General features: G+C 74.3%; 23 protein-coding genes, 1 tRNA gene and 1 pseudogene. 7 read left to right on the top strand and 18 right to left on the bottom strand.

Going from position 1 to position 26,023, the window contains the following annotated elements:
• Nucleotides 1-28: 28 nt before the first annotated feature.
• The 8 genes from GCU69_RS25220 to GCU69_RS25255 all read right to left on the bottom strand — a co-directional run bounded on the left by GCU69_RS25220 (nucleotide 29) and on the right by GCU69_RS25255 (nucleotide 8,602).
• Nucleotides 29-1,243: an acetyl-CoA C-acetyltransferase gene (locus GCU69_RS25220; RefSeq protein ID WP_098754566.1), complete on the bottom strand. Its 1,215-nt coding sequence runs from the start codon at nucleotides 1,241-1,243 to the stop codon at nucleotides 29-31.
• A gap of 146 nt (nucleotides 1,244-1,389) precedes the next feature.
• A complete protein-coding gene (locus GCU69_RS25225; RefSeq protein ID WP_098754565.1) occupies nucleotides 1,390-2,532 on the bottom strand; it encodes an acyl-CoA dehydrogenase family protein in 1,143 nt (380 codons plus the stop codon).
• 23 nt (nucleotides 2,533-2,555) lie between these two features.
• Nucleotides 2,556-3,581, bottom strand: a complete 1,026-nt coding sequence (locus GCU69_RS25230; RefSeq protein WP_098754564.1) for an LLM class F420-dependent oxidoreductase — start codon at nucleotides 3,579-3,581, stop codon at nucleotides 2,556-2,558.
• Nucleotides 3,582-3,595: 14 nt separating this feature from the next.
• Nucleotides 3,596-4,744 (bottom strand): CaiB/BaiF CoA transferase family protein, encoded by a 1,149-nt coding sequence (locus GCU69_RS25235; protein ID WP_098754563.1) that lies wholly within the window; start codon nucleotides 4,742-4,744, stop codon nucleotides 3,596-3,598.
• A 387-nt stretch (nucleotides 4,745-5,131) separates the two neighbouring features.
• Complete coding sequence (locus tag GCU69_RS25240) at nucleotides 5,132-6,538, bottom strand: sialate:H+ symport family MFS transporter (protein WP_235978700.1); 1,407 nt, start codon at nucleotides 6,536-6,538, stop codon at nucleotides 5,132-5,134.
• 65 nt (nucleotides 6,539-6,603) lie between these two features.
• Nucleotides 6,604-7,539, bottom strand: a complete 936-nt coding sequence (locus GCU69_RS25245) for a dihydrodipicolinate synthase family protein (RefSeq protein ID WP_098754561.1) — start codon at nucleotides 7,537-7,539, stop codon at nucleotides 6,604-6,606.
• 373 nt (nucleotides 7,540-7,912) lie between these two features.
• A complete protein-coding gene (locus GCU69_RS25250; RefSeq protein WP_098754560.1) occupies nucleotides 7,913-8,206 on the bottom strand; it encodes a YciI family protein in 294 nt (97 codons plus the stop codon).
• Nucleotides 8,207-8,413: 207 nt separating this feature from the next.
• Nucleotides 8,414-8,602, bottom strand: a complete 189-nt coding sequence (locus tag GCU69_RS25255) for a hypothetical protein (RefSeq protein ID WP_143671231.1) — start codon at nucleotides 8,600-8,602, stop codon at nucleotides 8,414-8,416.
• A 141-nt stretch (nucleotides 8,603-8,743) separates the two neighbouring features.
• Here GCU69_RS25255 and GCU69_RS25260 point away from each other — a divergent pair, with 141 nt between their 5' ends.
• The 3 genes from GCU69_RS25260 (at nucleotide 8,744) to GCU69_RS34620 (ending at nucleotide 11,792) form a co-directional block, all read left to right on the top strand.
• The gene (locus GCU69_RS25260; protein WP_098754558.1) at nucleotides 8,744-10,267 is read left to right on the top strand and encodes an FAD-dependent oxidoreductase; all 1,524 of its coding nucleotides are present in this window, start codon (nucleotides 8,744-8,746) and stop codon (nucleotides 10,265-10,267) included.
• Between the two features lie 27 nt (nucleotides 10,268-10,294).
• Nucleotides 10,295-10,948 (top strand): HemK2/MTQ2 family protein methyltransferase, encoded by a 654-nt coding sequence (locus GCU69_RS25265; protein WP_098754557.1) that lies wholly within the window; start codon nucleotides 10,295-10,297, stop codon nucleotides 10,946-10,948.
• A gap of 310 nt (nucleotides 10,949-11,258) precedes the next feature.
• Nucleotides 11,259-11,792, top strand: a complete 534-nt coding sequence (locus GCU69_RS34620) for a CDGSH iron-sulfur domain-containing protein (RefSeq protein WP_328630019.1) — start codon at nucleotides 11,259-11,261, stop codon at nucleotides 11,790-11,792.
• A 461-nt stretch (nucleotides 11,793-12,253) separates the two neighbouring features.
• On the opposite strand, the gene GCU69_RS25275 is transcribed toward GCU69_RS34620, so the two are convergent.
• Nucleotides 12,254-13,366: an iron-containing redox enzyme family protein gene (locus GCU69_RS25275; protein ID WP_098754556.1), complete on the bottom strand. Its 1,113-nt coding sequence runs from the start codon at nucleotides 13,364-13,366 to the stop codon at nucleotides 12,254-12,256.
• Between the two features lie 214 nt (nucleotides 13,367-13,580).
• On the opposite strand from GCU69_RS25275, the gene ssgD reads away from it, so the two are divergent.
• A complete protein-coding gene (gene ssgD / locus GCU69_RS25280; protein WP_098754555.1) occupies nucleotides 13,581-13,994 on the top strand; it encodes a spore wall synthesis regulator SsgD in 414 nt (137 codons plus the stop codon).
• A 249-nt stretch (nucleotides 13,995-14,243) separates the two neighbouring features.
• Here the strand turns inward: ssgD and GCU69_RS34450 are convergent, their stop codons facing one another.
• A complete protein-coding gene (locus GCU69_RS34450) occupies nucleotides 14,244-15,074 on the bottom strand; it encodes a GOLPH3/VPS74 family protein (RefSeq protein ID WP_268969338.1) in 831 nt (276 codons plus the stop codon).
• A 335-nt stretch (nucleotides 15,075-15,409) separates the two neighbouring features.
• Here GCU69_RS34450 and GCU69_RS25290 point away from each other — a divergent pair, with 335 nt between their 5' ends.
• Nucleotides 15,410-17,038: an ABC-F family ATP-binding cassette domain-containing protein gene (locus GCU69_RS25290; RefSeq protein WP_156207265.1), complete on the top strand. Its 1,629-nt coding sequence runs from the start codon at nucleotides 15,410-15,412 to the stop codon at nucleotides 17,036-17,038.
• A 224-nt stretch (nucleotides 17,039-17,262) separates the two neighbouring features.
• On the opposite strand, the gene GCU69_RS25295 is transcribed toward GCU69_RS25290, so the two are convergent.
• Together GCU69_RS25295 and GCU69_RS25300 are read right to left on the bottom strand one after the other, a co-directional pair.
• The gene (locus tag GCU69_RS25295; RefSeq protein ID WP_098754527.1) at nucleotides 17,263-17,898 is read right to left on the bottom strand and encodes a hypothetical protein; all 636 of its coding nucleotides are present in this window, start codon (nucleotides 17,896-17,898) and stop codon (nucleotides 17,263-17,265) included.
• 258 nt (nucleotides 17,899-18,156) lie between these two features.
• On the bottom strand, nucleotides 18,157-18,780 hold the full coding sequence (locus GCU69_RS25300) for a maleylpyruvate isomerase N-terminal domain-containing protein (protein WP_170315926.1): 624 nt from the start codon (nucleotides 18,778-18,780) through the stop codon (nucleotides 18,157-18,159).
• Between the two features lie 185 nt (nucleotides 18,781-18,965).
• Here GCU69_RS25300 and ddaH point away from each other — a divergent pair.
• Nucleotides 18,966-19,764, top strand: a pseudogene (ddaH, locus tag GCU69_RS25305) (dimethylargininase).
• Nucleotides 19,765-19,876: 112 nt separating this feature from the next.
• On the top strand, nucleotides 19,877-20,851 hold the full coding sequence (locus GCU69_RS25310; RefSeq protein ID WP_408055843.1) for an acyl-ACP desaturase: 975 nt from the start codon (nucleotides 19,877-19,879) through the stop codon (nucleotides 20,849-20,851).
• A gap of 50 nt (nucleotides 20,852-20,901) precedes the next feature.
• On the opposite strand, the gene GCU69_RS25315 is transcribed toward GCU69_RS25310, so the two are convergent.
• The 6 genes from GCU69_RS25315 to GCU69_RS25340 form a co-directional block, all read right to left on the bottom strand.
• A tRNA-Met gene (locus tag GCU69_RS25315) sits at nucleotides 20,902-20,975 on the bottom strand.
• Between the two features lie 405 nt (nucleotides 20,976-21,380).
• Nucleotides 21,381-21,647, bottom strand: a complete 267-nt coding sequence (locus GCU69_RS25320; RefSeq protein ID WP_098754183.1) for a WhiB family transcriptional regulator — start codon at nucleotides 21,645-21,647, stop codon at nucleotides 21,381-21,383.
• A gap of 90 nt (nucleotides 21,648-21,737) precedes the next feature.
• Nucleotides 21,738-22,256, bottom strand: a complete 519-nt coding sequence (locus GCU69_RS25325) for a hypothetical protein (protein ID WP_098754182.1) — start codon at nucleotides 22,254-22,256, stop codon at nucleotides 21,738-21,740.
• Nucleotides 22,253-23,488, bottom strand: a complete 1,236-nt coding sequence (locus tag GCU69_RS25330) for a damage-control phosphatase ARMT1 family protein (RefSeq protein WP_098754181.1) — start codon at nucleotides 23,486-23,488, stop codon at nucleotides 22,253-22,255. The genes GCU69_RS25325 and GCU69_RS25330 overlap by 4 nt, the downstream gene beginning before the upstream one ends.
• A 171-nt stretch (nucleotides 23,489-23,659) precedes the next feature.
• Complete coding sequence (locus GCU69_RS25335) at nucleotides 23,660-24,670, bottom strand: LacI family DNA-binding transcriptional regulator (RefSeq protein WP_098754180.1); 1,011 nt, start codon at nucleotides 24,668-24,670, stop codon at nucleotides 23,660-23,662.
• A gap of 398 nt (nucleotides 24,671-25,068) precedes the next feature.
• Nucleotides 25,069-25,980 (bottom strand): hydrolase, encoded by a 912-nt coding sequence (locus tag GCU69_RS25340; RefSeq protein WP_235978696.1) that lies wholly within the window; start codon nucleotides 25,978-25,980, stop codon nucleotides 25,069-25,071.
• Nucleotides 25,981-26,023: the final 43 nt, after the last annotated feature.

Consider the following 26,023-nt stretch of genomic DNA (forward strand, 5'->3'; position numbering starts at 1 on the left):
GGGAAGGGTGGCCGGGGTGCCGGGCCGCTCAGAGGCGTTCGACGACGGTGGCGATGCCCATGCCGCCGCCGACGCAGAGCGTGGCCAGCCCGTACCGCCCGCCGCGCCGCTCGAGTTCGTCGATGAGGGTGCCGAGGATCATGGCGCCGGTGGCGCCCAGCGGGTGCCCCATGGCGATGGCGCCGCCGTTGACGTTGACCTTGTCCAGGTCCAGGCCCATGTCGCGGGCGAAGCGCAGCACGACGGCGGCGAAGGCCTCGTTGATCTCGACGAGGTCCATGTCCTCGATGGTCAGCCCGGCCTTGGCGAGCGCCTTGCGGGAGGCGGGCGCCGGGCCGGTGAGCATGATCGTCGGGTCGGCGCCGGACACCGCGGCGGAGACGATCCGGGCGCGCGGGGTGAGCCCGTAGCGCTCTCCGACCTGCTGGTTCCCGATGGCGACCAGCGCGGAGCCGTCGACCATGCCGGAGGAGTTGCCCGCGTGGTGGACGTGGTCGATCGTCTCGACCCAGTGGTACTTCTGGAGCGCGACGGCGTCGAAGCCGCCGGCCTCGCCGATGGCCGCGAAGGACGGCTTGAGCGCGGCCAGGGACTCGGCGGTGGTGCCGGGGCGGATGTGCTCGTCGTGGTCGAGGACGGTCAGGCCGTTGCGGTCCTTCACGGGTACGACGGAGCGGTCGAAGCGGCCGTCCTTCCAGGCCGCGGCGGCACGCTCCTGGGAGAGGGCGGCGTAGGAGTCCACGTCGTGCCGGCTGAGGCCCTCGACGGTGGCGATCAGGTCGGCGCCGATGCCCTGCGGGGCGAAGCCGGTCTCGAAGTTGGTCATCGGGTCCATCGCCCAGGCGCCGCCGTCGGACCCCATCTTGACCCGGGACATCGACTCGACCCCGCCGGCCAGGATCAGGTCCTCCCAGCCGGAACGGACCTTGGCGGCGGCCAGGTTGACGGCTTCCAGCCCGGAGGCGCAGAAGCGGTTCTCCTGTACTCCGGCGACGGTGTCGGGCAGTCCGGCCGCGATGGCGGCGACCTTCGCGATGTCGGAGCCCTGGTCGCCGACCGGGCTGACGACGCCGAGGACGATGTCGTCGACGGCGGCCGGGTCCAGGCCGGGGAAGCGGCGGCGCAGTTCGTGGATGAGGCCCACGACGAGGTCGACGGGCTTGGTGCCGTGCAGGGCCCCGTTGGCCTTGCCGCGGCCCCGCGGGGTGCGGATCGCGTCGTAGACGTACGCTTCGGTGCTCAACGTCGGCAGCCTTTCGTGCTGTGCCGCGCGGTGGCGGCGGTGAGGGTGGCGGGGTCTGCGGGGTTCCGGGGCTCGGGGAAGCCGGTGGGCCGCCTGCCCGGGGAACCGGTGTGGCGCCGGCCCGGGGAAGCCGGCGGGGCGCCGGGTCAGGACAGCAGGGACCGGCCGATGATCTCCTTCATGATCTCGGTGGTGCCTCCGTAGATCGTCTGGATGCGGCCGTCGGTAAAGGCCTTCGCGATCCGGTACTCGGACATGTACCCGTATCCGCCGTGCAGTTGCAGACAGCGGTCGGTGACGCGCTTCTGCAGTTCGGTGGCCCACCACTTGGCCATCGAGGCGTGTACGGCGTCCAGCCGCCCCGCCGCGTGCTCCTCGACGCAGCGGTCCACGAAGGTCCGGGTGACGGCGCACTCGGTGGCCATCTCCGCGATCTCGAAGCGGATGTGCTGGAGCTTGGCCAGCGGCCGGCCGAAGGCCTCCCGGTCCTTGACGTGGCGCTTGGTGATCTCCAGCAGTTCCTCGGCGCCCGCGGCCGCGGCGACGGCGATGCTCAGCCGTTCCTGGGCGAGGTTCGTCATCAGGTGCAGGAAGCCGCCGTTCTCCCGGCCGAGGAGGTTCTCCTTGGGGACGCGGACGTCGTGGAAGAACAGTTCGGCGGTGTCCTGCGCCTTCTGGCCGATCTTGTCGAGGTTGCGGCCGCGTTCGAAGCCCTCCGTGCCGCGCTCGACCACCAGCAGGCTCAGGCCCTTCGCGCCGCCCTCGGGGGTGGTGCGGGCCACGACGATCACCAGGTCGGCGAGGATGCCGTTGGAGATGAAGGTCTTGGAGCCGTTCAGCAGCCAGTGGTCGCCGCGGTCGGTGGCGGTGGTGCGGATGCCCTGGAGGTCCGATCCGGCGCCGGGCTCGGTCATCGCGATGGCGGTGATGATTTCACCGGTGCAGAAGCCGGGCAGCCAGCGGGCCTTCTGCTCCGCGGTGGCGAGCCCGGTGAGATAGGGGCCGATGATGTCGTTGTGCAGGCCGACCGCCAGGCCGCAGACCCCGGCGCGGGCGAACTCCTCGGTGAGCACCGCGCTGTGCCGGAAGTCGCCGGTCCCGCCGCCGCCGTACTCCTCCGGCACGTCGAGGCCCAGCAGGCCCTGCCGCCCGGCGGCGAGCCAGGCCTCGCGGTCGACGGCGCCCTCCCGCTCCCAGCGTTCGTGGTGCGGTGTGACCTCCTTGGCGATGAACGTCCGGACGGACTCCCGGAAGGCCTCGTGCTCGGCGGTGAAAATGGTGCGCTGCACAGCTCACTCCTTCTGACGGGGCCTCAGAGCCAGCCCTTGACCTGCTCGACGAGGGCGGCCGGGTCGGCGCCGACGGGGGTGACGTTCAGCATGGTCACCCCGGACTCCCGGAACGCCTCGACGCGTTCGCGCACGTACGAGGCCGGGCCGCACAGGCTGACCAGCTCGCAGAACTCGTCGGGGACCGCGGCCTCGGCCTCCTTCTTGCGCCCGGCGAGATACAGCTCCTGGATCTTCGCCGCGGCCTCCTCCCAGCCGTAGGCGCGGGCCAGGTCGTTGTAGAAGTTCTTCCCCGGCGCGCCCATGCCGCCCACGTACAGCGCGATGGTGGGGCGGGCGAGGTCCCGTACGGACGCGGCGTCCTCGCCGATCGCCAGCAGCCCGCCCGCGACGGTGCCCAGCGGCGGCAGCGCCGGATCGCGCTTCGCGGCGCCCTCGGCCAGGGAGGAGCCCCAGACCTGCCGCGCCTTCTCCGGGATGTACAGGGTCGGCAGCCAGCCGTCGGCGATCTCGGCCGTCATCCGGACGTTGGCCGGGCCGAGCGCCGCGACGTACAGCGGGATGGTCTCGCGGACCGGTGTGGTGAGCATCTTCAGCGGCTTGCCGAGCCTGCCGCCCTTCTCGGCGGGCAGTGGCATGTCGGTGATGCCGTGGTGGTCGATGACCTCGCGGCGCCAGATGCGCCGGCACAGCTCGACGGTCTCCCGGGTGCGGCCGAGCGGCTTGTCGTACGGCTTGCCGTGCCAGCCCTCGACCACCTGCGGCCCGGAGGCGCCGAGGCCCAGCAGCGCCCGGCCGCCGGAGACCGCGTCGAGCCCGGCGCCGGTCTGGGCGATCAGGGCCGGGGTGCGGGAGTAGACGTTGAGGATCGCGGCGCCGATCTTCATGCGCTCGGTGCGGGCCGCGAGATAGCCCATGACCGTGGGCGAGTCGAAGCCGTACGCCTCGGCGACCCAGACGGCGTCGAGCCCGGCGGCCTCCAGGGCCGCGACCTCGTCGGCGGCCCGGCGCGGGTCGTCCGCGTAACTCAGGGTGGTGGCCAGCTCCATCGTGTGCGGCTCCATCAGTCGGTGGCGGATGCGGTGTCGGGCGGGGTGCGGGCGCCGAGCGCCGGGACGTCCCAGTCGCGCGCCACGGCGCGGGTGTCGGCGCCGGGCAGCGCGGGCGGGGTGCGGACGGCACCGGGGGTCGCGGAGAACCGGGGCGCCGGGGCGGGCTGTGTGATGCCGCCGTGGGCGGTGAAGGTGCCGCGGGCCGCGAGGTGCGGATGGTCCGGCGCCTCGCGGAGCGACAGCACCGGGGCGACGCAGGCGTCCGAACCCGCGAAGACGCCGGTCCACTCCTCGCGGGTACGGGTGCGGAAGCGGGCGGCGACGGCGGCGCGCAGTTCGTGCCACCGGCCGGGGTCGGAGCGGTCGGGAGCGTCCTCGCCCAGGCCGAGGAGCCGGGCGAACTCGTCGTAGAAGCGCGGTTCGAGGGCGCCGACGGCCATCCAGCCGCCGTCGGCCGTCTCGTACGTGCCGTAGAAGGGCGCGCCGCCGTCGAGCAGGTTCGCCCCCCGGCGGTCCTGCCAGGCGCCCGCTGCCAGCAGGCTGTGGATCATCGCGGTCAGATGCGCGGTGCCGTCGACGATCGCGGCGTCCACGACCTGCCCGGTGCCCGTGGCGCGGGCGTGCTGGAGGGCGGCGAGGACGCCGACGACGAGATAGAGCGAGCCGCCCGCGTAGTCGCCCAGCAGGTTGGCCGGGACGGCGGGCGGTCCGCCTTCGGGTCCGATCATGCCGAGGGCGCCGGTGATCGCGATGTACCCGATGTCGTGTCCGGCGCGGGACGCGAGGGGCCCGTCCTGGCCCCAGCCGGTCATCCGGCCGTACACGAGGCGGGGGTTGCGGGCGAGGCAGTCGTCCGGGCCGACGCCGAGGCGTTCGGTGACGCCGGGGCGGTTCCCCTCGATCAGGATGTCCGCCCGCTCGGCGAGGCCCAGCACGGCGTCCGTGCCCGCGGCGGTCTTGAGGTCGGCCAGCACCGAGCGCTTGTTGCGGTTGGTGAGGTCGTACGCCGGGTCGACGCCGATGCCCGCGCCGCCGGGCCGGTCGACACGGACCACGTCGGCTCCGAGGTCGGCGAGGAGCATCGCGGCGAACGGACCGGGGCCGATGCCCGCGAGTTCCACGACGCGCACCCCGGTGAGCGGACCAGTTGCTGCTGCCATCGAGCCCCCAGACGGACCGGCTGTGCGAGACCCACGGTACGTGACACCATCGCTGTAACATCGTTGATGTTAAGAACGTGTTCCACTTCGCACAAGGTCCGGGCCGAAAACCGAGGACGCGGCGGCCGACGGGGCCGCCGCGTCCGGGGGTGTGTTCTCGGCGGACCGGCCGCGGGCCGGTGGGCCGGTGGGCCGGTGGGCCGGTGAGTACGGCGGCCCGGGTTCCGGGTCCGTCCGCCTGTGGGCCGTGAGCACCGCGGGCCGCGTGGGACGGGTGGGACCCGTGGGCCCCGTAGACCCGGGGCACCCGTGGGACCGTGGACCCGGGGCACCCGTGGGACCGTGGACCCGGGGCACCCGCGGGCCGTGCGTCCGCGGGCCGGTGGGTCAGCCTCTCTCGCGGGCCGGGGCCGGGGCCTCCTTCGCGCCGCCGTGGCCCGCGTGGACCAGATGGTCGTCGTCCGCCCGGTCGTTGATCAGCCGGTGCAGCCGGTGCGGGACATTGCCGCCGATGAGCAGGATCACCACGGTGGTGAGGCCGAAGGCCAGCACCGCGAGGGCCCGGCCGAGCGGCATGCCCTCGGCCAGCCGGGCGCCGAGCACCGGCGCGACCGCGCCGCCCAGCGCCCCGACGTTGTAGACGAAGCCGAGCGAGGCGGCGCGGGTCCGGGTCGGGAAGTGGCCCGCGATGTACTTGGGCAGCAGACCGGAGATGCCCTGGCTCAGCGCGAGCATGAAGAACAGCAGCACACCGAGCCCGACGAGGCTGTTCTGCACGGCGAAGACCGGGAAGATCAGGGCGAGCGAGCCGGCGAGCGTGAGGGCGTACGCCTTGCGGGTACCGAAGCGGTCGCCGGTGAAGCCCGCGAGCCAGCAGCCCAGCATGGTGCCGAAGCCCGCGTAGTACATGACGTCGGTGACCTGGGACGGCGAGTAGCCCAGTTCGGTCTTCAGATACGTCGGCAGCAGGGCCTGGATCGGCCAGCTGTAGAGGAAGGCACAGAAGACGGTCGCCATCAGCGCCACGTACAGCACCCAGCCCCGGCGCCCGCCCAGCTGGGCGGCGAACGCGATCAGGCAGGCCGCGGCGAGCAGTGACAGCTCCGGCACCAGGTCCGCGCCCACCGGGGTGAAGACGCAGAACAGGGCCACCGTGGCGGCCACGGTCAGCACGGTGTTGACGGCCGTCAGGCGCCGGGTCGCGAACAGCGGGCGGAACGGGTTCGGCTTCACCCCCGCCTCCCCCACGTCCTCGGCCCAGTCGTCGGCCTCGGGCAGGGCCCGCCGCACCCAGAGCGCCACCAGCACCGGCAGCACCCCGATCCAGAACATCCAGCGCCAGCCGAGGGACGGCACCACCCACTGGTAGACCTCGGCGGCGATGACCGTGCCGAAGGCGTAGCCGGAGATGAGGAAGCCGGAGGCGCGGTTGCGCAGCCGCACCGGCCAGCTCTCCAGGACGTACGTGGCGCTGGCGCTGTACTCGCCGGCCATGCCCATCCCGATCAGCAGCCGGAACACGAAGAGGCTGGTGTAGCCCCAGGCGAAGCCGCAGCCGAAGGTGCCGAGCGAGTACAGCAGAATGCTGGCGATCATGGCGGCCTTGCGGCCGTAGCGGTCGCCCATCGCGCCGAGCAGGGCGCCGCCGAGCCAGCGGGTGATGAACGCCCCGGAGACCAGGCTCGCGGACTGGACCGTGCCGAGGTCGAACTCGTCGGCTATCTCGGTGAGGACGAGCGTGATGAGGACGAAGTCGAAGCCGTCGAGGACATAGCCCGCCCAGGCCGCGAACATCGACTTCCACTGACGGCGCGAGACCTCCCGGTACCAGCGGAGCTGCCCGGTCCGGCCCGCCGCGCTCACAGCAGGCCCCCGTCCCGCAGGTGCCCGCGCACGGTCTTCACGGCCGCCTCGTCCAGCGGGATCTGCGGCGCCGCGGTGGCCGGGCAGCCGATGACGCCCAGCAGGTGCAGCGCGGCCTTGAAGCCGCCCAGCGCGGAGGAACTGCCGCCCATCAGCGCCGGGTCGCCCGCCTCGGTGAGGGCGAAGAGGGCGGCGAGCCGGTCCTGCTCGGCCGCGGCCTCCCGCCACCGGCCGGCCCGGGCGTGCTCGTAGAGCCGCACATAACCGTCCGGGTCGACGTTGCCGAGTCCGGGAACGACGCCGTGCGCACCGGCCAGCAGGGCGCCGTCGACGGCCAGCTCGGAGCCGGTGAGCACCGAGAAGGTGTCCGCGAGCCCGCGCTCCCGCAGCCCGGTCAGCAGCCGCCGGAGGGCACCGTCGTCGCCGCTGCTGTCCTTCAGGCCGGCCAGCGTGCCGTCCGCGGCGAGTTCCAGGACGGTGGCGGCCGCGAGCTTGGTGTGCACGGCGGACGGGATGTCGTAGGCGTACAGCGGCAGGTCCACGGCCGCCCGGATCGCCCGGAAGTGCGCGGCGGTCTCGGCCGGGTGGGTGCGGGTGTAGAAGGGCGCGGTCGCGACCAGGGCGTCCGCGCCGAGTTCGGCGGCGGCGCGGGCGTGGTCGAGGACACGCGCGGTCGTCATGTCGATGACGCCGGCGAGCACGGGCACCCGGCCCGCGGCCGTCTCGACGACGGTGCGCAGCGCGGTGCGGCGCCGGGCATCACTCAGATAGGCGGCCTCCCCGCTGGAACCGAGGGCGAAGAGGCCGCCGACTCCGGCGGTGACGAGCCGCTCGACGAGCGCGCCCAGCGAGCCGGGGTCGACCTCCCCGTCCGGGGTGAGCGGGGTGCAGAGCGGCGGGACGACGCCCGTGAGGGGGGCGGGGTGGTGCATGGGGACTCCCGTGGCGAGCCGGCGGTGGCTTGAGGACGGCGATGGGATGTCAGGACATTGGACGTCCTACCTCCCTGCTGAGGACAGTGCACCACAGGAGAATGCCCGGTCAAGCCCCCGGGAAGCCGCAATGACGAAGCCGGGGCGCGTGGCCCCGGCTTCTCTTGCTCCGGCTTCCGTGTCACGCCGGCTGTCGCTTCGGCTTCCCGTTCCCGGCTGTCGTGTCACACCGGCTTCCCGCTCCGGCCTTCATGCCACACCGGTTGTCGCTTTCGGCTTCCGCGTCATGCCGGCTCGGGGGTCACACCGGCTTCCGTCCCGCCGGTTTCCGGCCGGGGTCCGCCGCACGGTGGGACGGGGACGCCCCCGGCGCTCAGCCCTGCTGGCGGTACTCCTTCAGGGCGGGCACCGTACGGGTGGCGACGAATTCCGTGATCCGGTATTCGCAGACGCCCTCCTGGGCGAAGGGGTCGCTGGCCGCGACCGCCTCGATCCGGTCCCGGTCGGTTCCCACCGCCAGGATGATCCCGCCGTCCCGCGGGTTCTTCCGCCCGGACGCGACGAACTCCCCCGCCTCGAACTGCTCGTCGACCCAGGCCATATGGGCTTCGCGGAGGGCGTCGACCTCGTCGACGGGAGCGCAGTAGGTCAACTCGAGTACGAACATGCGCTCACCCTACGGCGCTCCGCCGCGCCCCCCGGCCCTGCCCCGGCCAGGACCGTCCGCGACCGTCCGCCGCCGCTTCCGTTCCCGCTCCGCGCGTCCGGCGCGCCCCGCAGCCGTACGTCCCCTGCCCCGGGCCCGTACGCCCGCTCGCCCGGCCCGTACGTCCCCGCCCCGGCCCGTACGTCCCCGCCCCCGGTGCCCCGGGTGTCAGCCGGACAGCGCCCAGACCGTCAGCGTGTAGACCATGGAGACCACCCAGAGCACGCCCGCGGCCGCGGAGAGGGCGAGGACGGCCTTGGTCACGCCCTCGACGGCGGACCGGTCGTAGGGCCGCTCGTCCGGGGAGACGTACTGCTCGTGCTGCGGCTGAATCCGGGTGCATGCGCTGTTCTCCATGGTGATCATCCTGTCCTCCGGGTCTGACAACCCGCATGAGTGCGCGTACTCAGCCGTGCTACTCAGACCGCCCGCCCGCCGGGGTCCGGCCTCGCTGCTCCGGCCAGGTGCAGGACGCGCGCGAAGGGGCACCCGCCCCGCATGACGCATCTTCCGGACAGCCACGAGTCGTACTGGATGGACACCACGCCGGGCACCTCCCACCCGGCGCTCGCCACCGATCTGGAGACCGATGTCGCCGTCATCGGGGCCGGCGTCGCCGGGCTCAGCACGGCCTGGGAGCTGGCACGGGCCGGGCTCGGCGTGGTCGTGCTGGAGGCGGACCGGGTGGCCGCGGGCATCACCGGTTACACCACCGCGAAGGTGTCCGCCCTGCACACCCTGGTCTACGACCGGCTGCGCCGGACCCGGGGCGCGGACGGCGCCGGGCTGTACGCGCGCTCCCAGCAGGACGCCGTGGAGCACGTCGCCGCGACGGCGGCCCGGCTCGGCATCGACTGCGACCTGGAGCGCGGACCCGCCTACACCTACGTGCGCGACCCGGCCGGCACCGACGCCGTGCGGGCCGAGGCGCGGGCCGCCGCGGAGGCCGGGCTCGCGGCCTCGTACGTCGAGGAGACCGGGCTGCCCTTCCCGGTGGCCGGTGCCGTCCGGGTCGAGGACCAGGCCCAGTTCCACCCGCGCAAATACCTCCTGGGTCTGGCGGCCGACCTGCTCGCCCAGGGCGGGCAGGTCTACGAACGGACCCGCGTGACCGGGCTGCGCGAGGGCATGCCCTGCCGGGTGACCACGGAGAACGGGGCCACGGTGACCGCGCGCGACGTCGTGGTCGCCACGCACTACCCCGTCTTCGACCGCTCCCTGCTCTTCGCGAAGCTGTCACCGCACCGCGAACTCGTCGTGGCCGGACTCGTCCCGGCGGACCGCGATCCCGGCGGCATGTACATCACCCAGGAGGAGAACAAGCGGTCGGTCCGGACCGCGCCGGGGCCGGACGGGCAGCGGCTGCTCATCGTCACCGGCGAGACGTTCCTGCCCGGCACCGCCGACGCCGACGAGCACTTCGGGAAACTGGCGGACTGGACCGTGCGTCACTTCCCCGGCATCGAACTGTCGTACCGCTGGGCGGCCCAGGACAACGACCCGACGGACACGGTCGCCTGCGTCGGCCCGCTGCACCCCGCCGCCCGGCACGCCTACGTCGCCACCGGCTTCGGCGGCTGGGGCATGAGCGGCGGCGTCATGGCGGGCCGCCTGCTGTCCGCGCTGATCCGGGGCGAGAAGCCCGAGTGGGCCGGGCTGTACGACCCCGGGCGGCTGCGCAGCACCGTCAGGGAGGGCACGGACTTCCTGAAGCACCAGGCGACGGTGGGCCGCCACTTCGTCGGCGACCGGCTCCGCACGGCGCACACCGACGCGGTGGACGACATCCCGCCGGGCGGGGGCGCGGTCGTACGCGTGGGCGGGCGGCGCTGCGCGGTCTACCGGGACGAGGACGGCACGCCGCACGCGGTGTCCGCCCGCTGCACCCACATGGGCTGTCTGGTGTCCTTCAACGCCGGCGAGCGGGCCTGGGAGTGCCCCTGTCACGGCTCCCGGTTCGGCGTGGACGGAGCGGTCCTCCAGGGCCCGGCGAACCGGCCGCTGGAGCGGCGCGACGTTTGATCGACTCTCTCGGGGTACGCGGCTCACGTGCTCTTTCTCAGACCACCCGGGGTCTACGCGCCCCAGGACGACACCTCGCTGCTGGCCGCCGCGCTCCGCGCCGAGCCGATGGCCCCGGGCGCCCGCGTGCTGGACATCGGCACCGGAACCGGGGCACTGGCGGTAGCCGCGGCGCGGCGCGGCGCGCGGGTCACCGCTGTCGACGCCTCACTCCGCGCGGTGATCACCTGCCGGATCAACGCCCGGTTGTCCGCCGTCACCGTCCGGACCCGGCGCGGGGACCTGCTGCGGCCCGTACCGGACGGCCGGTACGACCTGATCCTCAGCAATCCGCCCTACGTGCCGTCGCCGCTCGCCGGACCGCCCCGGCGCGGCCGGGCCCGGGCCTGGGAGGGCGGCCACGACGGGCGGTACGTGCTCGACCGGATCTGCGCCGACGCCCCGGCCCGGCTCCGGCCCGGCGGGGTGCTGCTGCTGGTGCAGTCGGCGCTGAGCGGGATCTCGCCGACCCTGGACGCCCTGGTGCGGGCCGGGCTCGACGCGGAGGTGACGGAACGCCGGTTCGTCCCCTTCGGCCCGCGGCTGCGCGAACGCGTGGCCTGGCTGCGCGAACGGGGGCTGCTGCTGCCCGGCGAGGACAAGGAGGAGCTGGTGGTGATCCGTGCCGAACGAGCCCTCTGACCCCACGGACACGCCCTCCCGCCCGGACGTACGGGACCCGGCGTACCCGGGCGCGGGCCCGCCGGGTCCGGAGACGCCGGGTCCGGGTACACCGGGTCCGGGTACACCGGGTCCGGGTACACCGGGTCCGGATACGCCGGCTCCGGGTGCGCCGGCTCCGGGTGCGCCTGCTTCGGAGCGGCCGGGCTCGGGGGTGCGCGGCGTGGAGGTGACGCCCTCCCCGGGTCCGCGGGCTCCGGCCGCCGGGGCCCGGGCGCTTCCGGACCCGCGGCGCGAGGCGCGCCGGGTGACTCCGGTGCCGGGCGGCCCGATGCTGGTGGAGGGGCCCGTGGAGGTGGTGCTGGAGGACGGCAGCACCGTGCGCTCCGACCGGTTCACGGTGGCCCTGTGCGCCTGCCGGCGCAGCCGCCGCTTCCCCTGGTGCGACACCAGTCACCGCCGCCGCGGCCGGCCCGGCCACCGGGACCCCGCGAGCGCGGACGGCGGCACCCCGGTCCGCGCGGCCCCCGGCCCCGCGGACCGCGACGCGGACCGTACGTCCCGTGCCCGCTCCGGCGACACGGGGGACACGGGCTCCGGCGGTACGGGAGGTGCTGGTTCCGGCGGTACGGGCGGTACGCGCGGTGCGGGCTCCGGCGGTACGGGGAGTGCCGGTTCCGGCGGTACGCGCTCCGGCGGGGCGGGTTCCGACGGTACGGGCGGTGCCGGTTCCGGCGGTACGGGTTCCGACGGTGCGGGGAGTGCCGGTTCCGGACGTCCGTACCGAGACGCGGAGGGCACGGGTTCCGGCGGTACGCGCTCCGGCGGTGCTGGGAGTGCGTGTTCCGGCGGCGGGAACCGCTGAACCGCCGCGGTCCGGCGTCCGGCACACCGGGGCCCGCGGCCCCGGTGTGCCGTCCCCTCCTGCCCCGCTGCCGGCTCACCCGCCCCCACCGCTCGCGCTCTCCTTCGGGCGCGCGCCCTCTCCTGCGGACGTATCCCTCACCGTGGCCGCACCCGGCGCCGTTCCCGTGGGCCATCCCCGGCGACCGCTCCACTCCACCGGTGGCCTCACCCCTGGCGGCCCTCACCGCGTGTGCCGCCTTCCGGTCGCCGCCGGTAGCCGCGTGTGCCGCCTTCCGGTCGCCGCCGGTAGCCGCGTGTGCCGCCTTCCGGTCGCCGCCGCGCCACGGACGGCGGCCGCGGACGGCTGCCGCCACCGGTGGCCAGCACCGGTGGCAGGTGGCAGTCACCGGTGGCCGTCTCCGATCGCCACCGCCGGTTGCCGCCGGGCGGTGACCGCTTCCGCCGTCACCGCCCGGCCCTTCATGCCCGGCCGCGCGCCTCCGACCGCGCACCGCCGCTCCTGGCGGCCTGGCGGCCGCCGACCGCCCCCGTCCCGTCCAGTGGTTCGCGCAGCGAGCTGCGGCCGGCCTCCCACGCCGTCAGCAGGTGCGCGCCCAGCCGCTCCTCCAGGTGTCCGGTGACCGCCACGCCGAACGCCACGTCGCCGTCGAGCCACGGCTCACGGTCCAGCAGATCCCCCACCACGTCCCGGCGCACGACCTGCTCGTGCACGGCGTCCGCCTCGACGTGCTCGGCGTAGAAGTGCACGGCGGCCGGTCCCGCGCCCACGCGTTCGAGGGCCCGCGCGAGCCTCCGCGAGCCCGGGGAGGAGGTGATCTCCACCGCCGCGAAGTGGCCGACCAGCGCCCCGCGCAGCGCCCGGTGCAGGCCCAGCAGCGACATCACGTTGACGTTCGCGAGCATGGGCGCCGGTGCGGCGTCCAGATAGCGGCCGTAGGACGGGTCCAGGCCGAGGTCGGCCATCAGGTCGGCGAAGAGCCGGGCGTGCACCCGTTCGGCGCGTCCGCCGCCGAACTCGTCGTACTCCACCGCGACCATCGCCGCCTTCGCCCGGCCCTCCAGACGCGGAATCACCCATGCGTGCGGGTCGGCCTCCTTCAGGTGGTAGAGCGAACGCTGGGCCGCGTACTCGCGCAGCTGCCACAACTCCCCCGACTCCGCGAGCCGGTGGCTGACGCCGTCCGCGTCGACCGGTTCCACCAGCAGCTCGTCCAGGGCGGTGGCGGCGTCGGCGGGCCGGGGCGCGCCGGCCCGCAGTGCGGCCAGGAAACGCCGCTCCAGCAGCTGCCGGAAGGCGAGCAGGTCCGGGTCCCACTCCCAGTTCTCGTCGACGCCGGCGAAGCCGCGGTAGTGCAGCTCGTAGCAGACGTAAAGGGCCAGTTGGAGGTCGTCGCCGCAGGGGTCGGCCGATCGCACCGCGCGCTCGTCCGGGAGGGACCTCGCCGTGCCCGGCGCCCCGGCCAGTGCCGCCGTCACGGCCGCGGACAGTTCGCCGCGCCCGGCGGGCAGCCGCGGGCCTCCGGCGGGGCCCCCGGCCGCGGCCGGGGGCCGGGTGCGGGTGGTCGCGGTCATCGTTGTGGCACCTCCTCGCAGCGCACGGGATCTCCGAGTGCCCCGGCACCCCGGAAGCATGCGTTCCGCCCGCCGGCGGGGCAGCGTGACCGATGTCACGTCTGAAATCGGCACACTCAGGGGGGTCCGGGATCGTCATTACGGGTGTAGCCCTGACGAAGTAACCCAGCAGTCCACGCAGCAGCCCACTGACGAACCCGCGAGGAGGCAGGCGTTGTCCCCTGTCATCGACCGAGCAGTCCATGCCGGCCTCATCACGACCGAGGGTCAGGTGCAGGACGTACCCGCGACGCTGCGCTACCGGCGCGACGACCCGCTGGCCGTCCAGGCCTGCTTCCCGCCCCACGCCTCGCTCGCGGGCGCCGATGTGACCTGGGTGTTCGCCCGGGACCTGCTGTCCGCCGGGCTGCTGGAGCCGGTGGGTGAGGGGGACGTGCACGTGCGGCCCTTCGGCCCGCTGGTGACGGTGCTGGAGTTCCACGCCGTGGCCGGGACCGCCATGGTCCGGGTGGACACCGCCGAGTTGCGCCGCTTCATCGAGGACACGTACGCCCTGGTGCCGCCCGGGCACGAGCACCTGTATCTCGACGTCGACCAGGATCTGGCGCACCTGCTGCGGGAGGCCTGAGCGCGCACCGCCCGCACCGCCCCGGACACCTCCGCCGGACCCGGCCCGGACACCGCGGCCGGCCCCGCCCCGGACGCTGCCGCCGCTCCCGCCCGGGTACGGAACCCGGGGAGACGCTGATGACGCCGCCGTGCGCGGGGCCCCGCGAGACCGGCCCGTGAGGCCCCGGGGCCCGCGAAACCCCCGAGACCCGGGAGGCCGGGGCAGGCCGGGTCCCGGAGCCGTGAGCACCCCGGCCCGCGCGGCCGGTCAGCCGCCGGTGAGGGCTTCCCGGCGGGCCGCGGCCACCGCGTCGGCGAGCCCGGCCCGGACCTCGGCCACCGCCCGCTCCTCCGCCGTCCCCGGGATCCCGGCCGGCACCCGCTCCTCGGCCGCCCCCGAAGCCCCGGCCGCCTCCTGAGCCCCGGTCACCGCGCTTCCCCCTGCCGTCCCCGGAGCCCCGGCCCCGCCCACAGCCCCGCTGCCGCCGTGCTCCCGCTCCGGTGCCGCGCCCCGGGCCGCCCGTTCGCTGCGCGCCGCCAGCCCCGCGATCCGCTGCCGGTACCGGACCGCGTCGTCCCCGGAGACCACGGTCCGCAGCTCTCCGGCGTCCGCCAGCGCGATCAGCGCCGCGTCCCGTCCCGGCACCGCCGCCGTGCCGCCCGGGCCGCGCAGCAGGCGCAGCGCGTCCGCCCGCAGCGCCGTCACCGCCGCCTCCCGCTCCAGCGTGTAGTCCTTCGCCGGCAGCAGCCCCAGCATCCGCTTGTGCTCGGGCCGCAGCGCGCCGTCGCGCTCCAGCAGACCCCGTGCGGCGTCGAGGGTGAGCTTCGCGTGCCGGGTGACCCAGTCGCGCCAGCTGTGCGGCCGTGACTCACCGATCAGTTCGAGCAGGTCGTCCAGCGCGAAGTCGCCCGTGCGGGCGTCGTCGTCGGGCCGCGCCGCCCCGTCGGCGTCGGTCAGCAGCCCGCGCTGGAGCAGCTCGGTCAGCGCCCCGGCCCGCACCAGTCCGGGCAGCTCGGGGACACCGGCGAGCTGACCGGTGGCCGGGTCCCAGGCGAGCAGGCAGAGTTCGGCGGGGAGCGAGTAGCGGCCGTGCGTCACAAGATCCTCCAGGCGGTGCGGCCGTCCCGGCGGCACGGTGCGCGCGGCGGGGAATCCGGCGGAAAAACAATTTGCCGCCGCCCGCGCACGTCCGTATCGTCGTCACTGGCCCTGTTGTCGTCGATCGGAGCTGCGTTGCTCATCTGAGGTCCGGACACCGTTCACGCCCCCGCGGCATCCGCGGAGCGGAGCGTGAACCGCGTGCGATCTCGGGTTCGAGCCGCCTCCCGTCCGACCGGGGCCTTTTCTCTGCTGCCCGCCCGGCCGTCGCCGCAATCCCGGTGTCCTTCCGTGTCGCCCTGTCGGTCCGCACGCGTCACTCCGGGAGGCCTCGCATGCCATCTCCGTCCACCCCCTCCACCCCGTCCATCACCTGTTCCTCGCTCGGCTTCGGCTGGGCCGACGGCACTCCCGTCCTGGCGGACTTCGATCTGGCCGTGGGGCCCGGGCGCACCGGTCTCGTCGGCCGCAACGGCTCCGGCAAGTCGACGCTGCTGCGGCTGATGGCCGGTGAGCTGCGCCCCGCCGGCGGTTCCGTCCGGGTCGCCGGCGACCTCGGTTATCTGCCGCAGAACCTCACCCTCGACACGGGCCTGCGCGTCGACGAGGCGCTCGGTGTCGCCGGGGTGCGCGCCGCGCTGCACGCCATCGAGTCCGGCGACGTGAGCGAGGAGCACTTCGAAACGGTCGGCGACGACTGGGACGTCGAGGAACGGTCCCTGGCGGTGCTCGACCAGCTCGGTCTGGGCCACACCGGCCTCGACCGCACGATCGGCGAGCTGTCCGGCGGCGAGTCGGTGCTGCTGCGGCTGGCGGCGCTGCTGCTGCGCCGTCCGGACGTCCTGCTGCTGGACGAGCCCACCAACAATCTCGACCTGGCCGCCCGGCGCCGGCTGTACGACGCCGTCACGTCCTGGCCCAAGGTGATGGTGGTCGTCAGCCACGACCGCGAACTGCTGGAGCTGGTCGACCAGATCGCCGAGCTGCGGGACGGCGCCGTCCGGTGGTACGGCGGCAACTTCTCCGCGTACCGGGAGGCGCTGGAGACCGAGCAGGAGGCGGCGCAGCGCGTGGTGCGTGCCGCGGAGGGCGATGTGAAGCGGCAGAAGCGGGAGCTGGCCGAGGCGCAGACCAAGCTGTCCCGCCGGGTCCGCTACGGCAACAAGATGTACGCCAACAAGCGCGAGCCCAAGATCGTCATGAATGCCCGCAAGCGGGAGGCGCAGGTCTCGGCGGGCAAGCACCGGCTGATGCACGCGGCGAAACTCGAGGAGGCGAAGGAGCGGCTCGACGAGGCGGCGGATGCCGTACGGGACGACGACGAGATCCGCGTCGACCTGCCGCACACGGCCGTACCGGCCGGCCGCACCGTGCTGACACTGCGCGAGGTCGAGCTGCCCCACGGCGCCGCCGTACCGGCCTTCGACGTGCGCGGCCCGGAGCGGATCGCCCTCGTCGGGCGGAACGGGGCCGGGAAGTCGACCCTGCTGCGGGCGATCGCCGGGCAGTTGGAGCCGGTCGCGGGCGAGGTACGGGCCGAGGTGCCGGTGCGCCATCTGCCGCAGCGGCTCGACGTGCTGGACGACGGGCTGAGCGTCGCGGACAACGTGGCCCGCTTCGCGCCCGCCGCGACCGGCAACCGGATCCGGGCGCAGCTCGCCCGGTTCCTGTTCCGGGGTGCCCGCGCGGACCAGCTTGCCGGCACCCTCTCCGGCGGTGAGCGGTTCCGGGCGACGCTGGCCGCTCTGATGCTGGCGGAACCGGCGCCGCAGTTGCTGCTGCTGGACGAGCCGACGAACAACCTCGACATGTCCGGGGTCGAACGGCTCACCGCGGCCCTGGAGTCGTACCGGGGGGCGCTGGTCGTGGCCGGTCACGATCTGCCGTTTCTGCGGGGGCTGGGGATCACCCGCTGGGTCCGGCTGGACGGCCAGCTCGCGGACATCGGCGCGGACGAGGTGTGACGCGGGCGGCACGACTCGCGAGGACTCGGGGGCGACGCGGCGGCAGGGCTCACGACGACTCGGAGTGGCGCGGCGGCGCGACTCGGGGGCTCGGAGGCTCGGGTGACGCGGCGGCAGGAGACTCCGGGTGACTCGGCGGCGGGACTCGCGACGGCTCGCAGTGCCGCCCGGTCGTGCGGGGGNTGGTGCCCCCGGCGCGCCCCCGCGGTGTCCGCCGGGATCGTTCAGGAGGCGTGGAGCTTGGTCACCGCGGTCGCGGTGGTCTCCCGGAAGTCGGCCACCGGGGAGGTGTTCACCGTGCCGAACTCGCCCCAGTCGACGAGCGTGACGGTGTCCCCGTCCCGTCCGACGCCGTAGAGGTGCACGTCCCGGGCGCTCTCCGGGAACGCCGTCTCGACGCCGTACACGTGGGCGCCGTCCCCGGCGTCGACGCCTCCGAGGTCCTTCCAGGACGCCGTGGCCTCCGGGTACCCGGCCTCGACGCGGTCGGCGCAGCCGCGGACGGCCTCCTCCAGCGCGGCGGCCAGCCGGGCGGCGCGCCGCGGGGTCGCCGTCTCCACCACGACCTGGGTGGCGTTGGTCTCCAGCTCCGTGGTGAACAGCCGGTGCGAGGAGCCCTTGCGGGGCAGCTGGCCGGCGACGCAGAAGGGCACGGCTTCGGGCAGGCCCGCGGTCACCGGGTGCGCCGTCCACGGGGACGAGGCGTGCGGCGGCAGCTCGCCCGCCTCCAGGAAGGCCGGCGCCGCTCCGGGTCCGGCCGGTGCCGCGTGGGCCGGGACCGCGGCCGCGGCGAGGGCGGCGCCGGCCGCCGCCAGTGCCGCGGCGGCCCGAGCCGTTCTGGTGTTCGTTCGGATGCGCATGGGGCTCCCCGTTCGGTCGTGCGGCGTGCTGCCGCTGATGTCCGATCAGCTTGAACGGGAGAACGGCCGGCCGCAACACACGCGCGCGCGGCGGATGCCGCCGCACTTGCCGCGCACAGCGGATGCCGCGACACACCCGGACGTGAACGGGACGCCCCGGCACCTGTGACGCGTACCGGCCGCGGCGGGCGGGAACGCACGCGCTCCCGTCCGGCGCGCGTGCTCGTGCCGTGCGCGTCCGGGCCGTGCGGGCCGTCCTCAGCCCTTGAGCGGCTCGCCGTGCCAGCGCCAGCTCTCCCGGCGGGCGAAGCCCGGGAGTTCGGCGCGGCCGGTCGCCCAGAGCAACGCCTGCCAGGGGTCGGCGTCCCGCGGTGCCTCCGGGAACAGCCGGTGCAGCGTCCGCGCGCAGACGTCCGGCGGGGGCGCGCAGTCCAGGCCGAGCCCGGTGGCGATGTCGTACGTGTGCACCAGGGCCTCGACGATGCCCATGGCGGCGAAGCCCTCCGGGTCGGAGACGCCGTAGGGGTGGTAGCCGCGGGCCTCGTCCGGGGTGACCCGGACGATCGCGGCCAGCAGCGCGCCGGTGGCCGCGACGGCGTTCAGCAGCCGGGGGACGGTCGCGCCCTCCTCCTCCTTCAGGTCGACCGGCAGATAGTCGTCCTCCGGGTGGCCGGCGACCTGCCCGGCGTAGCCGAAGAAGTCACTGCAGACGTGCAGGAGGGTGTACCGGCAGTCCCAGGTGAGCGGGCCCGCGGGCCGGGACCAGTCCTCGTCCTGGACCTGCCGCAGCGTGTCCGCGCTGAAGCCGGCCGCGGCGGTGACGTCGTCCGGCCGCACCCGCTCCCGCTCTCCGGTCCCGCCCGTGCCCGCCTGTTCCGCCATGTGTGTCCCTTCACCCTTCCGGATCGGCCCGGTTGACGCGCATCCTCGCACGGTGGGGTCGCCGGGGCACCGGCATTTCCCGGCGCCGGCGATCTCGCCGGGGGCCGGTGCCGGGGCGCAGGATGGGTAGGCAGCGGGCATCGCCACCGCGTGACCGGACCCGCGGAAAGAGACGAGGAGAAGCCGTGCCCAGCAGAAAAGCCCTGATCCGCCGCCCCAGCCCGCGGCTCGCCGAGGGGTTGGTCACCCACCTCGAACGCTCCCCGGTCGACGCCGTGCGGGCGCTGGAACAGTGGGCCGGCTACGCGGAGGCGCTGCGGGCGCACGGCTGGGAGACCGTCGAGACGGAGCCGGCCGACGACTGCCCGGACGGGGTGTTCGTCGAGGACACCGTGGTCGTGTTCCGCAACGTGGCGCTGATCGCGCGGCCCGGAGCGGAGTCCCGCCGCCCGGAGACGGCGGCCGTCGAGGAGACCGTGGCCCGGCTGGGCTGCTCGGTGAACTGGGTGTGGGAGCCCGGCACGCTGGACGGCGGTGACGTGCTGAAGGTCGGCGACACCGTCTATGCGGGGCGCGGCGGAACGGACCAACACGGAGGGTGTGCGGCAGCTGCGGGCGGCGTTCGAACCGCTGGGGGCCCGGGTGGTGGCCGTTCCGGTCAGCACCGTGCTGCACCTGAAGAGCGCGGTGACGGCGCTGCCGGACGGGACAGTGATCGGCCACCCCCCGCTGGTGGAGGTCCCGTCGCTGTTCCCGCGCTTCCTGCCGGTGCCCGAGGCGTCCGGCGCGCACGTGGTGCTGCTCGGCGGCCGGCGGCTGCTGATGGCGGCGAGCGCCCCGAAGACGGCCGAGCTGTTCGCGGACCTCGGGTACGAGCCGGTGCCGGTCGACATCGGGGAGTTCGAGAAGCTGGAGGGCTGTGTGACCTGTCTCTCGGTGCGGCTGCGGGATCTGTACGGCCAGCCGGACGGATATAGCGGATAAAAAGGGACGTTCCCCCCGACCCCCTGGCCCCTGACTTACCCGCCCTTTAACCTACGGTTTCGTAACCTACGTAACCGTAGGTGTACCACCGTCCCCAGGAGCCGCTGTGACCATGACCCCCGCCACCCTCAACGGATCGGAGGGGTGGAGCGACGTCCGACTGCTCCACGCGCTGGAGGAGGTCGTCGAGACCGAGCTGAACCGGCATCTGAAGGTCGCCAAGGAGTGGATGCCGCACGAGTACGTGCCGTGGAGCGACGGGCGGAACTTCGACGGCGTCATGGGCGGCGAGGCCTGGGCGCCGGAGCAGTCCAAGGTCAGCGACATCGGCCGGATCGCCCTCGTCGTCAACCTGCTCACCGAGGACAACCTGCCCAGCTACCACCACGAGATCGCGACGCTCTTCGGCCGCGACGGGGCGTGGGGCACCTGGGTGCACCGCTGGACCGCCGAGGAGGGCCGGCACGGCATCGTGATGCGGGACTACCTGCTGACCTCGCGCGCGGTCGACCCGGTGCAGCTGGAGCGGTTCCGGATGGCGCACATGTCCGAGGGCTTCGAGTCCGACAACCGGCACAGCATGCTGCACTCGGTCGCGTACGTCGCCTTCCAGGAGCTGGCCACCCGGATCTCGCACCGCAACACGGGCCACCACTCCGGCGACCCGGTGTGCGACCGGATGCTGGCGCGCATCGCGACCGACGAGAACCTGCACATGGTCTTCTACCGCAACCTGCTCGGCAAGGCGTTCGAACTGGCTCCGGACCAGACCATGTCCGCGGTCCGCGACGTCGTCGTGAACTTCCGGATGCCGGGCCACGGCATGCCGGGCTTCGAGCGCGCCGCGGCCCAGATGGCGATCGGCGGGATCTACAACATGCGGATCCACCACGACGACGTCATCCAGCCCGTGCTGCGCTTCCTGAAGGTGCTGGAGATCTCCGGTCTCGGGCCGGAAGGGCTCAAGGCGCAGGAGGAGTTGGGGATGTTCCTGGGCGGCCTCGACGCCCAGGCGACGAAGTTCGACGAGCGGCGCGAGGCGCTGCTGGCCCGCCGGGCGGCCCGCAAGGCCGAGTCCGGGGCGTAGGACCACACGCAGCAGGCCCGGTGCGGAAGCACCGGGCCTGCTGTGATGAGTAGCGGGGACAGGATTTGAACCTGCGACCTCTGGGTTATGAGCCCAGCGAGCTACCGAGCTGCTCCACCCCGCGTCGGTGAACCTGACTCTACGCGCTCGTGACCGTGGCGCCAAATCGCTTCCGTCCGGCCTCCCCCGTACCGCTGCCCGCGCCTCATCCCGCCGTCCCCTTCACCGCGCCTCGTCCCGCGGCTGCTGCCCCGTCCCCCTCACCGCGCTCACCCCGCGGCTGTTCCCCCGTGCCGCTCCCCCCCGGCCGTTCCCCCCGTATCCCCGTATCCCCCGTGATCGCCGTGCTGTTCCCGGCGCTTCCTCTCGCGGCTGCTTCCCCCCTACCGCCTTCCCGGGCCGCCGCTCCCGGCGGCCCGTCCTCCCCCGTCCTCCCGTCCGTCTCCCCGCGGCCCGGCCTCCCCTTCGGCAGGCGGCCGTGTCGCGGCCCGTCCTCCGCGGGCGGAGCGCCCGCGGAGGACGGCGGCGGTCACCCGGTCCCGCCGTTCCCCCGTTCCTTGCGCAGTCTTCGCCGCTCTCCCTCGGACAGCCCGCCCCAGACACCGAATCGTTCGTCGTGCTCGAGGGCGTACGCCAGACACTCGGCCCGTTCCGGGCAGGCCCCGCACACCCGCTTGGCCTCCCGGGTGGAACCGCCGGCCGCGGGGAAGAAGAACTCGGGCCCGACCTGCGCGCACAACGCTCGATCCCGCCAGCCGGGCGGGCGCTCTGCCGGGCCGATGAAGTCGATCAACATGGCGGTCATGCTGCACGGCGCCGCTCAACGTTTGCTGAACGCGTCATCAATGTCCGCTGCGGACGGCCCTGGCAGCCGGGCCGGGCCCCGTCACGGACTCATGCCGCTGGCCCTGGCGATGGAGCGGACCTCGCGCAGATCCGCGGCCCGCTGCCGCCGCACGGCGTCGCTTTCGCCCGCGCCGCCTTCGTCTCCGCGCCCGGGTCCGTATTCGCGTCCGCGTTCGGGTCCGCCTTCGGGTCCGTGTTCGCGCTCCTGCCCGTGCCCGGCTCCGGATTCGCCGAGGTCGATGACCACGCTGTCCTCGGCGAAGTCCAGCAGCCCCATCACCGTGCGCAGCTCGCGCTGGAGCTGCGGGGTGAACAACTCCCGCTCCGCCTCCGGAAGATCGATCTCCACGTCTCCGCCCCCGGCGGCCAGGGCGGCCTCCACTCCGCGCAGGATCTTCGTCAGCAGGTGGTACGACGCCGGATCCAGCCGGTCCCGGAGATCCTCCAGATGCGCCCGGAGCCGTACGGTGCGCGGTCGGCGCTCCTCCTCGTCCATGCCCGCCATGATGGCCGGACCGCCGCCCGCCGCGCGCCCGTTCGGCCGGTACGTCACCGTCACGGGCGAACCTGCACCAGCGCGCGGCTGCCGTCCGTGCGCCATGCGCCGTCCGCCGCGCCGCCCGCGTCCAGGGTGTCCAGGACGCGGCGGCCGAGCCCCGTCACGACATCGGACTTCAGGGTCCGCAGCGCCGCGACCGGACCCGGGAAGTAGCCGGTGACCTCGGCGAACGGGATGGTGGCCGGCCAGTCCCGGTCGCCCACCAGACGGCGGTAGTTGAGGTCTCCCTTGAAGATCGTCAGCGCGGCCGTGCCGAAGTCGGCCCGCAGGTCGCCCGGCATCGCCGCGTAGGTCAGGGGCGCGCAGGAGAACGCGTGCGCCCGCACCGCGAGCCGTCCCGTGCTCATCGCCTCCCACAGCCGCCGCCCGGTCTCCCCCGCCGTGCCGGGTGCCGCCACCAGCCGCCGCAGCCCGGCCAGGACATCCGCCGTGGTCGCGTCGGACACGTAGTAGGGGTGCGGCTTGACGTGCAGGGCCACCTCCGCGGCCGCCCCGGTGAGGAGCAGATGGTCGATCAGGAGCAGATCCGGGATCAGCTCCCGCCCGGCGTTGTCGGCGACGAGCACGATCCGCCCCCGCCGCTCCCCCGCCGCGCGCAGCAGTTCGCGCAGCGCGGGCCTCTCGTCTGCCACCAGGCTCTCCGCGCCGCCGGCGCCGGGCTCGCCGCCGGTGATGCGGAAGCCGAGGTCCGCCCGGTTGCCCCAGAGCGCGGCCAGCACCAGCGCGTCGGTCCGCTCGTCCGGTGACAGCTCGTCCGGGGAGCGTCCGCCCGGCCCCGACCCGCCGTCGAGCGCGGCGAGTTCGCCGTCGACCGTGTCGCCGGCCAGTTCGGCGTCCTTCATCGGGGCGAACGGGTCGATGCCGCGCCACGGCCCCGGTACGGAGTAGCCGAGCGCCTCGCGCAGCCGCCGGTAGAAGTAGCTCTCCGCCCACAGGAACGGGGCGTCGGTCCAGCGTTTGCCGAAGTGGCCGCGGTCCCAGTCGCCGTGCCACAGCTCCCGGTCGCGCGCGGACGCGGGAAGCGGTTGGATGACGCCGTCGAGGGTCTCCGCGAGCAGGTCCCGCAGCGCCTGCCGCTCCCCCGGCCCGTACGGGGTCGCGTGCAGCAGCCGCTCGACGAGCGCCGGGTGCCGGTCGTGCCAGACGCCCCAGGGGAACGATCCGGGGACATTGCCGAGGATCTCCGGTGCGGCGGCCTCCGTATCCGCGGCCTCCGGTTCCCTTCGCTCCACCTCAGCTCCTCCGACAGCGACCCGACGACACCGGGCGGTACCCGACGGGCAGGACAGTACCGGCCGCTCGACGCGATCCGGTGCTGGTTCCGCCCGTTCCGCGCGCCGTGCCGCGGGCGCCGCGGCGGACGGGGCCCGCGGGCCCGCGGCGGCCGGGGCGGACGGGGCCCGTCAGGTGGACGCCCGGCGGACCAGTTCCGTCGGGAGCATGATCGACGGCGGCAGGCCGGTCTCGCCCTCCAGCTGGGCGAGCAGCCGCCAGGTCATGGTCCGGCCGAACTCCTCGATCGGCTGGCGGACGGTGGTCAGGGGCGGCGACATGGTGGGCGCGATGTCGAGGTTGTCGAAGCCCACCACGGCCACCTCCTCCGGGATCCGGCGGCCGGCCGCGTGCAGGACCTGCATGGCGCCCACGGCCATCAGGTCCGAGGCCGCGAACACCGCGTCCAGGTCCGGATGGTTGCGCAGCAGCCGGCGCATCGCGGCGGCACCGCCCTCCATCGTGAAGTCGCCGTGCTCGACCGCGTCGGTGGCGATGCCGGTGCCGGCCATGCCCCGCCGCCACCCGCTGAGCCGGTCCATGCCGACCGACATGTCCTCGGGTCCGGCGATGGTGGCGACCCTGCGGCGCCCGATGTCGATCAGATGGCGGGCCGCGGAGCTGGCGCCGTTGAAGTTGTCGACATCGACGTAGGGCGCGTCGACGCGGGCCAGCGGCCGGCCGCCGAGGACGACCGGCAGGCCGGCGTCCACCAGCAGGCCGGGCAGCGGGTCCTCGCCGTGCAGGCTGACGACGAGCGCCCCGTCGACATGGCCGCCGCAGAGATAGCGGGCGAAGCCGTCCTCCTCGTCCTGCTCGTTGTTCATCAGCAGGACGAGCTGCATCTGGCTGCCGGAGAGACCGCTGTAGATGCCGCGCAGCACGCGGGCGAAGAACGGGTCGCTGAGCACGAAGTTGCCGGGCTCGGACATCACCAGGGCGATCGAGCCGGTCCGCTTGGTGGCCAGCGACCGCGCGACCTGGTTGGTGCGGTAGCCGAGGACCTCGACGGCCCGGGCGACCTGCTCCCGGGCTCTCTCGCTGACGTAGGGAAGGCCGTTGATGGCCCGTGACGCCGTGGCCCGGGAGACTCCCGCGGCCCGCGCCACCTCTTCCAGGGTCGGGGTCGCGTTCTGGCTCATACGTCCCACCGACTGAGCCTCGGCTGATTCAGTCACCGGCTCTCCGTGTGTGGCAGTGCCTCCCGCCGCGCGGCGCACGCGCAGCTCCTTCCGCTCGTAGCGGCTGCATGATCGTATCTCTCACAAACGAACCCCCCGCTGACGCCGCCCGGATCCGGGCCCGCCGGGCGGAAATCCTTGCCGCCGGGCCCTGGAAGCGCTTTCAGCGTACCCAGTGAACTGGGCGTCCGCCAGAGACCCGGAAGTGGAAAGCCCGGAAAACGGAGTGCTGCACTCCGAAGTCCTGCCGCTCACCGGGCGCCGGACGGGCCGGGGCGGACGCGGGACGGCGGCCGCCGCGCGACACCGCGCCGGGAAGGACGCGGGGTGCGCCGGACGGCCGCCGACCCGTCACGCGCTCAGCACCCGATGGGTGAGGTGCCGACCGCGACGTCGTCATACCAGAGGGTGTCGGCGCCGTCGCCGTAACTCTCCCAGCCGAGCCGGAGGTCGGTCGGTGCGGGCGACCAGCCGGCCTTGTTCAGCCACTGGCGGTCGATGTCGTGGGTCGGGGTGCCGTCGACGACGAGCCCCTCCACGACCTCGCCGTTCACGCGGGTCTCCAGGGTGCTGCCCTCGATGCCGTACTCGACGCAGGTCCACTCGTCGAGGGGCAGCGGCCGGCTCAGGGCCACGCCGTTCGGGCTCTGTTCGGGCAGGGTGGCGTCGTCGGACTCGCGGTTCCACTGCAGGGCGCCGTTCTGGCCGCCCATCCGCAGGTCCTTGCCGCCGTCGTTCGGGTCGTGCATGGCGAGGAAGGTGACGTGCGCGGCGGGCAGCGCCGTGGTGTGCCGGACGTAGAAGCGGACGTGCAGCGAGGAGCTGCCGGCCACCTCGGTCAGATCGGTCGCGGCGAAGATGTGGTTGCAGTAACCGGCCGTGCCGTCGATGCGCAGGGACTTCGCTCCGGTGTGAGCGACGGCGGAGTCCACGGACGCGGCACCGGTGCCGGTGCAGTTGGGGGCCGAGGCGGTCCAGCGGCCGGACAGCCCGGTGCCGGTCTGCGCCTCGAAGTCCTCGCAGAACCCGTCGGCGGTGCACTCGGCGAGCGCCGCTGCGGCGGAGGCGGTGTCCGCGGCGGGCGAGCCGGGCGCGGGAGCCGCGCCCGCCTGGGACTGGCCCACGGCGAGGGTCGCGGTGACGGCCAGGGCCGCCGCGGCCGCGGCGGCCGCCCGGCGCCCGCGGCGGGGAGCGCGGGGAGACTGCGGCGCGGGGGACGTGGGGGGCGTCGACGCCGTGGCGGACATCGGCGGGGTCGGGGAAGAGGTCATGGATCCGGCCCTTCTCGGAAGGTGGCGGCGGAATGAGCGGCGT

The organism is Streptomyces lycii (assembly GCF_009735685.1).
Taxonomy (GTDB): Bacteria; Actinomycetota; Actinomycetes; order Streptomycetales; family Streptomycetaceae; genus Streptomyces; species Streptomyces lycii.

Bases quoted from the DNA above. Each gene is read 5' to 3' on its own strand.
- GCU69_RS25230 (WP_098754564.1), bottom strand. From the start codon at position 3,581: ATGGAGCTGGCCACCACCCTGAGTTACGCGGACGACCCGCGCCGGGCC.
- GCU69_RS25235 (WP_098754563.1), bottom strand. From the start codon at position 4,744: ATGGCAGCAGCAACTGGTCCGCTCACCGGGGTGCGCGTCGTGGAACTC.
- GCU69_RS25240 (WP_235978700.1), bottom strand. From the start codon at position 6,538: ATGTTCGCGGCCTGGGCGGGCTATGTCCTCGACGGCTTCGACTTCGTC.
- GCU69_RS25245 (WP_098754561.1), bottom strand. From the start codon at position 7,539: ATGCACCACCCCGCCCCCCTCACGGGCGTCGTCCCGCCGCTCTGCACC.
- GCU69_RS25250 (WP_098754560.1), bottom strand. From the start codon at position 8,206: ATGTTCGTACTCGAGTTGACCTACTGCGCTCCCGTCGACGAGGTCGAC.
- GCU69_RS25255 (WP_143671231.1), bottom strand. From the start codon at position 8,602: ATGGAGAACAGCGCATGCACCCGGATTCAGCCGCAGCACGAGCAGTAC.
- GCU69_RS25260 (WP_098754558.1), top strand. From the start codon at position 8,744: ATGACGCATCTTCCGGACAGCCACGAGTCGTACTGGATGGACACCACG.
- GCU69_RS34620 (WP_328630019.1), top strand. From the start codon at position 11,259: ATGCTGGTGGAGGGGCCCGTGGAGGTGGTGCTGGAGGACGGCAGCACC.
- GCU69_RS25275 (WP_098754556.1), bottom strand. From the start codon at position 13,366: ATGACCGCGACCACCCGCACCCGGCCCCCGGCCGCGGCCGGGGGCCCC.
- GCU69_RS25290 (WP_156207265.1), top strand. From the start codon at position 15,410: ATGCCATCTCCGTCCACCCCCTCCACCCCGTCCATCACCTGTTCCTCG.
- GCU69_RS25295 (WP_098754527.1), bottom strand. From the start codon at position 17,898: ATGCGCATCCGAACGAACACCAGAACGGCTCGGGCCGCCGCGGCACTG.
- GCU69_RS25300 (WP_170315926.1), bottom strand. From the start codon at position 18,780: ATGGCGGAACAGGCGGGCACGGGCGGGACCGGAGAGCGGGAGCGGGTG.
- GCU69_RS25310 (WP_408055843.1), top strand. From the start codon at position 19,877: ATGACCCCCGCCACCCTCAACGGATCGGAGGGGTGGAGCGACGTCCGA.
- GCU69_RS25320 (WP_098754183.1), bottom strand. From the start codon at position 21,647: ATGTTGATCGACTTCATCGGCCCGGCAGAGCGCCCGCCCGGCTGGCGG.
- GCU69_RS25335 (WP_098754180.1), bottom strand. From the start codon at position 24,670: ATGAGCCAGAACGCGACCCCGACCCTGGAAGAGGTGGCGCGGGCCGCG.
- GCU69_RS25340 (WP_235978696.1), bottom strand. From the start codon at position 25,980: ATGACCTCTTCCCCGACCCCGCCGATGTCCGCCACGGCGTCGACGCCC.